An 11933-nucleotide genomic window follows, 5' to 3' on the forward strand; every position below is an offset into this window, starting at 1 on the left:
GGGCACCGAATGCAAAGGGCGGCAGGATCACCCTGCCGCCCCCCTGCCCCAAGGGCAAATGACAAAACCCGTCAGATCAGGCCGGAACCGCCAGCCCCTTGCCCTTGGCAAGTTCGCGCATCCGTTCCTGCAGCTTTTCAAAGGCCCGCACCTCGATCTGGCGGATCCGCTCGCGGCTGACGCCATAACTGGCAGAGAGGTCTTCCAGCGTCACCGGCTCATCCGCCAGACGGCGCTTGGCCAGCACATCCTTCTCGCGGTCGTTCAGCACGGCCATCGCCTGCACCAGCAGGGCGTGGCGGGTCTCGAACTCATCCCGGGCTTCATAATCGCCGGCCTGATCGCTGTCTTCGTCTTCCAGCCAATCCTGCCATTGCGTCGCCCCTTCGCCGTCGCTGCCGACGGTGGCGTTCAGCGAGGCATCGGAACCGGCCAGACGGCGGTTCATGTCGATAACCTCCTGTTCGGTCACCGAAAGATCCTTGGCGATGCGGGCGACATTCTCGGGCCGCAGATCGCCCTCTTCCAGCGCGCCGACCTTGGCCTTTGCCTTGCGCAGGTTGAAGAACAGCTTTTTCTGGGCCGAAGTGGTGCCCAGCTTCACCAAGGACCACGAGCGCAGGATATATTCCTGAATGCTCGCGCGGATCCACCACATCGCATAGGTGGCCAGCCGGAAACCCTTTTCCGGGTCAAACCGCTTGACCGCCTGCATCAGGCCGACGTTCGCTTCGGAAATCACCTCGGCCTGCGGCAGGCCATAGCCGCGATAGCCCATGGCAATCTTGGCCGCCAGACGCAGGTGGCTGGTCACCAGACGGTGCGCCGCCTTGCTGTCCTGCCGGTCGGCCCAAGCCTTGGCCAGCATGTATTCCTCTTCCGGTTCCAACAGCGGGAACTTGCGGATTTCCTGCATGTAACGGTTCAGCCCCTGTTCCGGGCTGGGTGCAGGCAGATTTGCATAGGTGCTCAATTTCGCCCCCTTTTCCTGATCCCGGGTCCGTCAGCGGCCCCCGGGAAGAATGGTTCAGCTAAGTATCACGGCGCCGGTGTTCAAGTGGTGGCGCTATCATACTGCCGTAAACGAAGGATGAACCGGGTTCCGTCGCAGGGAAAGCCCTATGTCAGCGCGATCACGGCACTGTGGCTGTGCGTGATCGCGCAGAAACATCGTGTGCGGCCGAAAAACACCACGCAAACGCGCGGTCAGACCGCGCGCAGCGCCGCCACCAGCGCCGCCATGTCGGCAGGCAGCGGCGCCTGAAACTCCAGCCGCTCCCCCGTCACAGGATGATCGAACCCAAGGCTGGCCGCGTGCAGCGCCTGCCGGGGAAAGTCATTGCCCAAGGCCGCGGCGGGGCCTAGCAGCTTATCGGCCAGCCGCCGCTTGCCGCCATAGGTTTGATCGCCCAGCAATCCATGCCCGGCATAGGCCATATGCACCCGGATTTGATGCGTGCGCCCGGTTTCCAGACGGCATTCCACCAGCGCCGCCGCCCCGGCATAGCTTTCCAGCACCTTCGCCCGCGTCACGGCATGGCGCCCGGCCTCCCAGATCACGGCCTGCCGCTGACGGTCGGTCTTGTGGCGGGCAAGGTTGGTGGCAATGCGGATCAGCCCCGCCGCTTCAAAACTGATGCCGCGCAGGCCGCGCAGGCGGGGGTCATGCGCCGAGGGCACGCCATGGACCAGCGCAAGGTAATGGCGGTCCACCGAATGCGCCTCGAACTGGGCGGCCAGCCCATGATGCGCCCGGTCGGATTTCGCCACCACCAGAAGGCCGGTGGTGTCCTTGTCGATGCGGTGAACGATGCCCGGCCGCCGTTCGCCGCCGATCCCCGAAAGCGTGTCGCCGCAATGGGCCAGCAGCGCATTGACCAGCGTGCCGCGCGGACTGCCGGGGGCGGGATGCACCACCATGCCCGCAGGCTTGTTGATCACGATCAGGTCGCCATCCTCCCAGATCACCGAGAGGGGAATGTCTTCGGCCAGCGTCTCTACCTCGACCGCGGGGGCGAGGCGCAGGTCATAAACCTCGCCCGGCAGGGCGCGCGCCTTGGGGTCAGTCACCGCAACCCCGGCCAGCGAAACCGCGCCTTCGGCGATCATCCGCATCAGACGCGAGCGTGACAGTGCCGCTTCCTCTGGCACCGCCGCCGCAAGCGCCTTATCAAGGCGGGCGGGGGCATCCTCGCCCAGCGTGACGCGGATCACCGCCCCCACGCCGCCAAAGGCCCCGCCTTCGTCGTCTGCCACGTCCTCGTCAACCACAGGCCCCGCCATGTCCGATACCCCCGACGCAGAGGGATTGCCGCCCGCGCTGCGCTTTCTCAAAGCTCTGGTCATCATCCTGATGATCACCATGATTGCGGGCCTCATAACGGTCGTGACGCTGCTTGTCACCCGCCTGCCCGACCCGAACGCCGCCCCCCGCCTGCCCGAGGGGCTGGCCCTGCCCGAAGGCGCGGTTCCGGCGGCGGTGACGCTGGGCACGGGATGGGTGGCGGTGGTCACCGAAGACAACCGCATCCTGATCTTCCTGACCGCCGACGGACGGCTCTTGCAAGAGGTGAAGGTGGACCTGCCGAAGGCGCCCTGAGCGGCGTCAGGCGTCGAGTTCGGCGTCCCAGTAAAGGTAGTCCATCCAGCTTTCATGCAGATGGTTCGGCGGGAAGCGGCGGCCATGCGCCTGCATCTCTTCGGCCGAGGGGGCGCGGGGCGGGCGGGCAAGGTGCATCCCGGCCTGCCGCAGCGTCTTGGAGCCTTTGCGCAGGTTGCAGGGCGAACAGGCCGCCACCACGTTTTCCCAGGATGTGATGCCGCCCCGCGCCCGGGGCAGCACATGGTCAAAGGTCAGATCCCCGCGCGAGCCGCAATATTGGCAGCAGAATTCGTCGCGCAGAAAAAGATTGAAGCGCGTGAAAGCCACGCGCTTCTGGGGTTTGACGTAATCTTTCAGCACGACGACCGAAGGTATGCGGAACTCTTGCCTCTGGCTGCGCACCACATGGTCATATTCCGCGACGATCTGCACCCTGTCCAGCACCGCCGCCTTGATCGCCTCCTGCCAGGGCCAGAGACTGAGCGGATAGTAACTGAGCGGGCGGTAATCCGCATTCAGCACCAGCGCGGGGAATTGCTTCAGCGCCGCGGGATCGCGCACGAAATGGGTTCTGAAATCGCCGTCCATACCGCTCGAAACCTCGCCTTCGCCCGCTGCCGATGGCATCAGGGCGGGGGCCGCCCCGATGCGCTGACTATATCTGGGGATCGCGCGCTGGCAAGCCCCTGCATCTTTGACAGGATGGCGGATTCGGGTGACGGGTCAATGACAAAGGCCCCGGATTGCCCCGGGGCCTTTGCCTTTTGTCGCATTCTCAGGCAGCGGCGACGGCCCGCCCGGTCAGAACCTTGACCAGATTGGCGCGGTAGGCCGCCGATCCGTGCAGATCGGCAATCATCTCGCTGTCATCCACGGTCAGGCCCGCAAGGGCGCCAGCGCTGAAATCGGCACTCAACGCCGCTTCGGCATCCGACCAGCGGAAGACGCCATTGTTCGAGGCGCCGGTAACCGCCACCCGCACGCCATCGGCATATTTCGCCACGAAAACCCCGGTCAGGGCAAAGCGGCTGGCGGGCTGGTTGAACTTCACATAGGCGGCCTTCTGCGGGATGGGGAAGGTGACGCCGGTGATGATCTCACCCTCTTCCAGTGCGGTCGAGAACAGACCCTGGAAATAGTCGTCCGCCGCAATATCGCGCCGGCTGGTGGTGATCGTCGCCCCCGAAGCCAGCACGGCGGCGGGATAGCAGGCCGCCGGGTCATTGTTGGCCAAGCTGCCGCCGATGGTGCCGCGGTTGCGCACCGCCGGGTCGCCGATGCCGCCCGCAAGCGCCGCCAGCGCAGGATAGAAGGCCCGCGCTTCGGCCGCGACCACGGCATGGGGCGTGGCCGCCCCCACCGTGACACTGGCTCCGGCGCGGCCCGAGACGCCCTTGAGCGCGGCAATCCCGGTCAGCGAGACCAGAACATCCGGCGCGGCAAGCCGCTGTTTCATGGTCGGCATCAGGGTCTGCCCGCCCGACAGGGCCTGCGCCCCCTCGGCCGACAGGGCCTTGACCGCTTCATCCAGCGAGGCGGGTTTCACGAAGTCGAAATTGTGCATGGCTGCCTCCCTATCCGTTGATCGCCTGCCACACCCGGTTGGGCGAGACGGGCATGTCGATATGTGTGACGTGGGTGTGGCCGCCGCGGTGCAGCGCGTCGATCACCGCATTGACCACAGCGGGGGGCGAGCCGATGGCCCCCGCCTCGCCGCAGCCTTTCACGCCCAAGGGGTTGTGGGTGCAGGGCGTCTGGCACGAGTAGTCAACGTTGTAGAACGGCACGTCATCGGCGCGCGGCATGGCATAATCCATATACGAGCCGGTCAGAAGCTGCCCGGTTTCGTCATAGGTGGTGCTTTCGCACAAAGCCTGCCCGATACCCTGCCCCACGCCGCCATGAACCTGACCTTCAACGATCATCGGGTTCATCACATTGCCGAAGTCGTCGGCGCAATGGAAGGCGACCACATCCACCTTGCCGGTGCCTTCGTCCACCTCAACCTCGCACAGATAGGCGCCGGCGGGATAGGTGAAGTTGGCCGGATCGTAGAAGGCCGTTTCCTCCAGCCCGGGCTCCAGCGTTTCCAGCGGGTAGTTGTGCGGCACATAGGCCGAGAAGGCGATTTCGCCGAAGGTTTTCGCCTTGTCGGTGCCCGCCACGCTGAACTTGCCATCCTCAAAGGTGATGTCGCCTTCGGATGCCTCAAGCATATGGGCCGCGATCTTCTTGCCCTTGGCCACGATCTTGTCCACGGCCTTGGTCATGGCCGTGCCGCAGACGGCAAGGCTGCGCGAGCCGTAAGAGCCCATGCCGAACGGGATCTTGGACGTGTCGCCATGGACGATTTCCACCGAGGATTCGGGGATGCCCAGCTTTTCCGCCACGATCTGGGCAAAGACCGTCTCATGCCCCTGCCCGTGGCTGTGGGCGCCGACCATCACACTGATATTGCCGGTGGCATTCACCCGCACCGTCGCCGCATCGTAAAGCCCGACCCGGCTGCCCAGCACCCCCACCAGATGCGAGGGCGCGATGCCGCAAGCCTCGATCCAGGTGGAAAGCCCAAGCCCGCGCAGCTTGCCCCGCGCCTTGGAGGCCGCGACCCGCGCGCCAAAGCCCGCGACATCGGCCATCTCGATGGCTTTTTCCAGCGTTGCCTGATAGTTGCCGGTGTCATAGACCAGCCCGACCGGGGTGGTATAGGGGAACTGATCCGGCGTCAGGAAGTTCTTGCGCCGCACCTCGAAGGCATCCAGCCCCAGCTCGCGGCACATCTTGTCGATCACCCGCTCCAGGCTGAAGGTCGCCTCGGGGCGGCCCGCGCCGCGATAGGCGTCAACGGGTGCGGTGTTGGTGAAGACGGTCTTCACGTTCACATAGACATTCGGCACCTTGTAGGGCCCGGCCATCAGCGTGCCATGCAGGAAGGTCGGCGTCGCGGTCGAGAAATTCGACAGATAGGCGCCGACATTGGCATAGGTTTCCGTGCGGAAGGCGAGGAAGGTGCCGTCCTTTTCGCAGGCCAGTTCGATCTTGGTCACATGGTCGCGGCCATGGGCATCGGAGAGGAAGCTTTCCGACCGTTCCGCCGTCCAGCGCACCGGGCGGGCCAGCTTCTTCGCCGCCGCCAGAACCAGCGCCTCTTCGCCATAGTGGTAGATCTTGGAGCCAAAGCCGCCGCCCACATCGGGCGCCACCACGGTCAGCTTGTTTTCGGGAATGCCCATCACGAAGGCCGCGACCAGAAGCCGCGTCAGGTGCGGGTTCTGGCTGGTGGTGGTCAGCTTGTAATCGCCGGTGCCGGGGAAATACTCGCCAATGCTGGCGCGCGGTTCCATGGCGTTCGGCACAAGGCGGTTGTTCACCAGTTCCAGCGTGGTGACATGCGGTGCGGTCCTGAAGACCTCTTCCACCGTGGCGCGGTTGTCCTCGATCCAGCCCCAGTCAAAGCAGAGGTTGTCGGGGATTTCGTCATGCACCCGGTTGGAGGCATCTGCCGCCGCCGCCTTCATGTCGATGATGGCGGGCAGTTCTTCAATGTCCGTATCGTCGGCCAGTTGCTGTGCGGCATCCTTGGCCTGATTATAGGTTTCGGCCACCACGGCGGCATAGGCATCACCAACATGACGCACCTTGCCATGGGCCAGAACCGGGCGTTTCGGCTCGCGCATCGGGGTGCCGTCGCGGCTGTTGATCAGCCAGCCCGCCGGGTTGCCGCCGACATCCTTGAAATCCTCACCCGTGAAAACCGCCAGCACGCCGGGCATGGCGGCGGCATTGGCGGTGTTGATGGCCTTGATGCGGCCATGGGCGACGGTCGAGCGGACAAAGACCGCATAGGTCTGGCCATGCAGCGCGAGGTCGTCGGTATAGACGCCCTTCCCGGTCAGAAAGCGGACATCTTCGCGGCGCTTGGACGAGGCGCCAATTCCGTGATCCTTCGGCATCTGATTCCCCTATTCCGCGGCGACGGTCTGGCCGGACGCAGCCAGCACCGCCTTGACGATGTTGTGATAGCCGGTGCAGCGGCAGATGTTGCCCTCCAGCCCGTGGCGCACTTCCGCTTCGGTCGGATGCGGATTGGCGGCCAGAAGGGCGGCCGACGACATCACCATGCCGGGCGTGCAGAAGCCGCATTGCAGGCCGTGATGGTCCTGAAACGCCTGCTGGATCACGCCAAGGCTGCCATCCGGGTTGGCCATGCCTTCGATGGTCGTGACCGAAGCCCCCGCCACATCCATGGCAAAGACGGTGCAGGATTTGACGGCCTTGCCATCGACATGCACCACGCAGGCGCCGCATTGCGAGGTGTCGCAGCCGACATGGGTGCCGGTCAGGCCCAGCCCCTCGCGCAGATAGGCAGAAAGCAGCGTGCGGCCCTCTGCCTCGGCCGAGACGGCTTTGCCGTTCACGGTCATCGAGACTTTCGTCATAGTTTCCTCCCTTGGATTTCCCTGGGTCGTCTGTGGGTCAATGGGTTCAGCCGATCAGACGGCGGAACCAGCCTTTCTTTTCGCCCGAAGCCTCGCCCGCCTCATCGGCGGTCTCGGGGTCTGCGCCGTCCGCTTCGGCGGGGGGCGGCCCTTCGACCGTCTGCTGGAAGCGGGCAAAGAATTCATCCGCCATCTTCTTGGCAAAACCGTCGATGATGCGGCTGCCCAATTGGGCGATCTTGCCGCCGACATTGGCCTGCACCTCATAGGTGAGGCGGGTGCCTTCGGGGATCGGCTCCATCGTGACCTTGGCGCTGCCCTTGGCAAAGCCGGCGGCGCCGCCCTTGCCCTCGCCCGTCAGGGTCAGGGCGCGGCCCGGTGCGATATCGGAAAAGGTCACGACGCCGGTAAAGCGCGCCTTGACCGGCCCGACCTTCTGCACCACGGCGGCCTCGAACCCCGCCTCGACGCTGCCGGTCATGCTTTCGCAGCCGGGCACGCAGTCTTTAAGAACCTCGGGATTCAGGATTGCGGCCCAGACGGCTTCGGGCGCAGCCTTGATGTCACGGCTGTCGGTCAGTTGCATAGTGGTCTCCTCCATCCCGACCGACCTTAGGTCAGGCAGAGGCCGCGCCGCTATGGTCCCTTGGTCGTATGCGCCGCCGGGGGTGCGGGGGCCGCAGGCGGCAGGCCCGCCAGAAAGGCCCGCAGCGCCGCAGGTGCCACGGGTTTTTCCATCACCACCACCCCCGCCTCGGCGGCGGATTGCCGAAGTGCCGGGTCGCGGCTGGCGGTGATCAGCCGGGCGGGCAAGGGCCCGGCCCGCGCCGCAAGCCGCCCGATCAGGTCCAGCCCGGTTTCGCCCGCGTCAAGCTGATGGTCCACCACCAGCGCATCGGGCAGGATGCCCAGATCGGCGATCAGCGCCATCGCCTCGGCGGCCGAAGCGGCCTCGATCACCTCGGCGCCCCAGCGTTCCATCACCAGAACCAGCGCGCGGCGCAAATCGGCATCGTTTTCCACCAAGAGGACAATCCGCCCCGCGATTTCCGCCGGGCGCGGCGGCGGGGCAAGGGGCGGTGCGGCCTCTGGCGCCGCCTCGGCCAGCGGCACCTCAAGCATGAAGACCGTCCCCCGCCCCATCCGCGACCAAAGCGCCAGAGGATGACCCAAAAGCGCGCAGGCCCGCTCGACAATGGCCAGCCCCAGCCCCAGCCCCTCAGACGCCGAAGCCCGGGCGGCGATGCGGTGGAACTCTTTGAAGATGTTGTCCTGTTCTTCTTCGGGAATGCCCGGCCCAGAGTCCCAGACCTCAAGCCGCAGGCCCCGCCCGCCGCGCCGCATCCGCGCGGTCACCAGAACCCCGCCGCGTTCGGTATAACGGATCGCATTGCCGATCAGGTTCTGCAAAATCCGCCGCAGATAACCGGCATCCGACATCACCAGCGCATCCGACAGCCGCACCCGCAGCCGCAGCCCCTTGGCCGCGGCCATCGGCGCAAATTCTTCGGCCAGTTGCGCCATCAGCCGGTCCAGCCGCACCGGCGCCACGGTGACCGCGACCTTGCCGCTTTCCAGTTTGGAAATGTCCAGCAGCGCGGCAAGGATCGCCTCGACCGACATCAGCGCATTCTGCGCCTTGCCCAGCGTCTGCGCCACATCGGGCGCCACGGTTTCGTCGGGGATCGACGACAGGAACAGCTTGGCCGCAGACAGCGGCTGCAACAGATCATGACTGGCCGCCGCCACAAAACGGGTGCGGCTGGCATTGGCGCGTTCGGCCCGGCCAAGCGCATCTTCCAGATCCAGCGTGCGTTCGACCACCCGCGCCTCGAGCGTGTCCTTGGCCGCCGAAAGCCCGGCCAGCGCCACCCGTTCGGCGGTGATGTCGGTGAAACTCATCACGAAACCGCGGTCGGGCATTTCCTGCGCATGAACCGCCAGAATCGGCCCGCCCGGCTGCACCAGTTCGAAACTCAGCGCCGGACGCGCGGTATCGCCCGCCCAGTCGCGCAGCCGGGCCGCTGTCATCCCCTCGCCCATGCGAAAGCCGGTGCCGAAATGCTGAAGGATCGCCTCGAACCCCGCGCCCAGCCGCAACAGCGCCGCCGGAATCGCCAGAAGCGCCCCCAGCCGCTGATTCCAGCCCACCAGCCGCGCCGCTTTGTCAAAGATCGCCACGCCCTGGCTGATATGGTCCAGCGTGGCGCGCAACAGCCGTTCCTGATCGTCCAGAATCCGGCCCATCTCGCGCCGTTCCATGCGGATCAGGTCGGTCACATCGGTTTGCAGGATCACCGTGCCGCCATCGGCGGTGCGATGCTCGCTGACCTGCATCCAGTGATCGCCGGTCAGCGCGACGTTGAAGATCACATGCCGCTCGGCATGGCGGCGCATCCGGGCCACGGCCCAAGCTTCGGGCGTCTCGCCCGCCGGCAGCGCAAGCCGGGGCGAACGGCTGACCAGCCCGACATAGGCAGCAAAGCGCAGGCCGGGGCGCAGCGCATGGCGGATGTCGGCCATATGCATTCCGAAACGAGAATTGCACATCACCAGCACATCGCCCGGATCGAAGAGCGCAAAGCCCTCCTGCACCGTCTCGATCGCATTGGCGAGGTTCTGGCGCGCCCGTTCCGTCTCGCGGTGGGCCTCTTCCAGCGCGGCGTTCGAGGCGTTGAGCAGGTCCAGCGTGCTGATCAAGTCGCGGGTCCGCTCGCGCACCTGATCTTCCAAGAGGGCGGCGCGCTGAAACTGGGCATAGGCCGCGCCGCCGTCATCGGTGATCTGCTCGACCCGCCGCATCAGCACCCGGATGATCTCCAAGAGCTTTTCCTGCCGCCGTTCGGGGGGATCGGCGGGGTTCATCAGGCTTTCGATCATGGCGCGGCGGTCCTGACGGTCATGGCCCTTCCTCTGGCGGATAAAGCGCCACGCCGGTCATGGTATGGTTGACATGCATCGCGTTCAACTGCTCGCCATAGGTGGAGAAGCCCACCACGCCATGGCGCCGCAACAGCGCCGAAACCGCACCGACCTGCTGTTTTTCCTGCGCCTCAAGCCGGCGCAGGATGCAGTCGCAGGCCAGAATGGCCGGGGCGGCACCCTGCCCCGCAAGCGCGCTGAAGGCATCCGACAGATGGGTCACCATGTCGGAAGGTTCGGCCAGCGTCAGCACGACGCCTTCGTCGATCGCCGAAAAGAACACCAGATCGCCGTTGGGATGCACCTGCTGGATGGCGCGCACATGATGGGTGCCGCCGATGCGCACCACCACCGGATGGGCAGCAAAGGTAAAGGTGTCCAACTGGCCGGGGTCTTTGCCCAGAAGCCGTGCATATTCCTGCGCCGCCGGTTCGGCATTGATCCGGCGCACGATGCGGCGGGCCGGGTCGGCCTCGGTCACCACCATGCGGCGTTCGGTCGGGCGCAGATGGTCAAGGCTGAACACCTTGACCCGCGCCGCCGTGCGCACCAGCGTCACAACCGCCGCATTGCGCAAGATCCGCCCACCCGCCAGCACATGCGTCGCCTGAAACCGCGTGCCATCGCCGGCCGAGCCGCCGAAGAGCGGCACCGGCCCCAAGCCCCGGGCAAGGGCGGCCGCCAGTTCATCCTCGCGCACCGAAAGCCCATCGACGAGGAGAAAGGCAAACTCCCCCTCCCAGCCCGGCTGGGCCCGCATCAGCGCCTGCCGTGCCCGGATCAATTGGCCGATCAGCACATCGGGTTCGATCTGCCCCAGATCGGGGATCAACAGCGGCGTGGCGGCGTAAAGCGCCGCAGGCAGGCCCACCGCGACAATCTCGCCCTCGCTATAACCCTGCGCCGAAATCTCGCCCGCCGTGGTGCAGCCGATCACCGGCAGCGCGCCAAAGACCGCAGGCAGCCGCGCCGCCAGCGCCGCCAGATCGGCCTCGGGCGAGACGAAAAGGAACAGCACGGCCAAGGGCACATCGCCCAAGGCGGCGGCGAGGGCCGCTGCCGGCTCGGGGTGGCGGGCCGGAACGGCCGCCCGCCGCAACAGATCGGACGCGGCAATGCTGGCTGGCAGGGCATGGCCCACTGGCGGATCGTCCTGCATCCCGTCTCCTCCCAAAGTCAGGATTGGTTTTTGCCCCGGCGCCGGGTGCCTTAACCGCTTTCGGGCATCAGCGAGGCAAAGCGCGCCTCTTTGGCGATCAGCACCGCCTGCGTCCGGCTGAGAACCCCAAGCTTGCGCATGATCGCGGTGACATGCGCCTTGACCGTGGTTTCGGCGATGTTGAGGTCATAGGCGATCTGCTTGTTCAGCTTGCCCTCGCAGATCAGTTGCAGAATGCGCGCCTGCTGCCGGGTCAGAAGGCCCAGCCGCGCCACCGCTGCCTCCCCGGCGCTGGCGCCGGGCGCGGTCGGCTCAAACCCCTCGGGCAGCCAGTGGCGACCGGCGCGCAGGGCATCCACGGCGGCGCGGTAGACATCGCGGTGCGAATGCTTGGGCACAAAGCCAAGGGCGCCCGCCTGCAACGCCGCCCCGATCACCCGCGGATCGGCCAGCGACGAGACCACCAGCACCGCTACCTCGGGCGCCGCCAGCCGCAGCCGCACCAGCCCGTCCAAGCCATCGACATCCGGCAGGTTCAGGTCCAGCACCACCAGATCGGGATGCGGGGCGGCGTCCAGCCGCGCCACCGCCTCGTCCAGCCGGCCCACCGTCTCGACCTGGCTCAGTCCCGCGACCACCTTGAGCGTCATCGACAGGGCATCGCAGAACAGCGGGTGATCATCCACGATCAGCGCCCGCGCCATCTGGCGCTGCTCCGGTTCGGCGGAAAGGGGGGCAAGGGTCATCGGCAGGCCGTTCCTTGGATAGAAGGCCAGCCTAGCATGCCCGCGCCGCGCCGCCACCCCGTCTT

General features: G+C 66.3%; 11 protein-coding genes. 1 reads left to right on the forward strand and 10 read right to left on the reverse strand.

The features are described 5' to 3' along the window. Positions 1-76: 76 nt before the first annotated feature. Complete coding sequence (gene rpoH / locus HS053_RS10955; RefSeq protein ID WP_174211287.1) at positions 77-973, reverse strand: RNA polymerase sigma factor RpoH; 897 nt, start codon at positions 971-973, stop codon at positions 77-79. Between the two features lie 233 nt (positions 974-1206). Further along, complete coding sequence (locus HS053_RS10960) at positions 1207-2283, reverse strand: RluA family pseudouridine synthase (RefSeq protein ID WP_174211288.1); 1077 nt, start codon at positions 2281-2283, stop codon at positions 1207-1209. Between HS053_RS10960 and HS053_RS10965 the strand changes: the two genes are divergently transcribed. After that, entirely contained in the window at positions 2282-2599 is a 318-nt protein-coding gene (locus tag HS053_RS10965; protein ID WP_174211289.1) for a DUF6476 family protein, read from the forward strand. The genes HS053_RS10960 and HS053_RS10965 overlap by 2 nt on opposite strands. A gap of 6 nt (positions 2600-2605) precedes the next feature. On the opposite strand, the gene HS053_RS10970 is transcribed toward HS053_RS10965, so the two are convergent. The 8 genes from HS053_RS10970 to HS053_RS11005 form a co-directional block, all read right to left on the reverse strand. After that, complete coding sequence (locus HS053_RS10970; protein WP_174211482.1) at positions 2606-3190, reverse strand: HNH endonuclease; 585 nt, start codon at positions 3188-3190, stop codon at positions 2606-2608. Between the two features lie 187 nt (positions 3191-3377). Further along, a complete protein-coding gene (locus HS053_RS10975; RefSeq protein WP_174211290.1) occupies positions 3378-4166 on the reverse strand; it encodes an FAD binding domain-containing protein in 789 nt (262 codons plus the stop codon). A 10-nt stretch (positions 4167-4176) separates the two neighbouring features. Further along, positions 4177-6555, reverse strand: a complete 2379-nt coding sequence (locus HS053_RS10980) for a xanthine dehydrogenase family protein molybdopterin-binding subunit (RefSeq protein WP_174211291.1) — start codon at positions 6553-6555, stop codon at positions 4177-4179. A 9-nt stretch (positions 6556-6564) separates the two neighbouring features. Then, positions 6565-7041 (reverse strand): (2Fe-2S)-binding protein, encoded by a 477-nt coding sequence (locus tag HS053_RS10985; protein WP_174211292.1) that lies wholly within the window; start codon positions 7039-7041, stop codon positions 6565-6567. Between the two features lie 46 nt (positions 7042-7087). Then, entirely contained in the window at positions 7088-7627 is a 540-nt protein-coding gene (locus HS053_RS10990) for a CoxG family protein (RefSeq protein WP_174211293.1), read from the reverse strand. A 50-nt stretch (positions 7628-7677) separates the two neighbouring features. Then, the gene (locus HS053_RS10995) at positions 7678-9921 is read right to left on the reverse strand and encodes a PAS-domain containing protein (RefSeq protein ID WP_174211294.1); all 2244 of its coding nucleotides are present in this window, start codon (positions 9919-9921) and stop codon (positions 7678-7680) included. A gap of 19 nt (positions 9922-9940) precedes the next feature. Continuing rightward, the gene (locus HS053_RS11000; RefSeq protein ID WP_174211295.1) at positions 9941-11122 is read right to left on the reverse strand and encodes an FIST N-terminal domain-containing protein; all 1182 of its coding nucleotides are present in this window, start codon (positions 11120-11122) and stop codon (positions 9941-9943) included. Between the two features lie 50 nt (positions 11123-11172). Next, positions 11173-11868 carry a response regulator gene (locus tag HS053_RS11005; RefSeq protein ID WP_206677598.1) on the reverse strand — a complete coding sequence of 232 codons (696 nt, stop codon included), beginning with the start codon at positions 11866-11868 and terminating at the stop codon, positions 11173-11175. Positions 11869-11933: the final 65 nt, after the last annotated feature.

Origin of the sequence: Tabrizicola fusiformis, from assembly GCF_013328815.1 — a bacterium.
Lineage (GTDB): Bacteria > Pseudomonadota > Alphaproteobacteria > Rhodobacterales > Rhodobacteraceae > Fuscibacter.

Coding starts and splice junctions, on each gene's coding strand:
- HS053_RS10965 (WP_174211289.1), top strand. CDS start 2,282: ATGTCCGATACCCCCGACGCAGAGGGATTGCCGCCCGCGCTGCGCTTT.
- HS053_RS10960 (WP_174211288.1), bottom strand. CDS start 2,283: ATGGCGGGGCCTGTGGTTGACGAGGACGTGGCAGACGACGAAGGCGGG.
- HS053_RS10970 (WP_174211482.1), bottom strand. CDS start 3,190: ATGGACGGCGATTTCAGAACCCATTTCGTGCGCGATCCCGCGGCGCTG.
- HS053_RS10975 (WP_174211290.1), bottom strand. CDS start 4,166: ATGCACAATTTCGACTTCGTGAAACCCGCCTCGCTGGATGAAGCGGTC.
- HS053_RS10980 (WP_174211291.1), bottom strand. CDS start 6,555: ATGCCGAAGGATCACGGAATTGGCGCCTCGTCCAAGCGCCGCGAAGAT.
- HS053_RS10985 (WP_174211292.1), bottom strand. CDS start 7,041: ATGACGAAAGTCTCGATGACCGTGAACGGCAAAGCCGTCTCGGCCGAG.
- HS053_RS10990 (WP_174211293.1), bottom strand. CDS start 7,627: ATGCAACTGACCGACAGCCGTGACATCAAGGCTGCGCCCGAAGCCGTC.
- HS053_RS10995 (WP_174211294.1), bottom strand. CDS start 9,921: ATGATCGAAAGCCTGATGAACCCCGCCGATCCCCCCGAACGGCGGCAG.
- HS053_RS11000 (WP_174211295.1), bottom strand. CDS start 11,122: ATGCAGGACGATCCGCCAGTGGGCCATGCCCTGCCAGCCAGCATTGCC.
- HS053_RS11005 (WP_206677598.1), bottom strand. CDS start 11,868: ATGACCCTTGCCCCCCTTTCCGCCGAACCGGAGCAGCGCCAGATGGCG.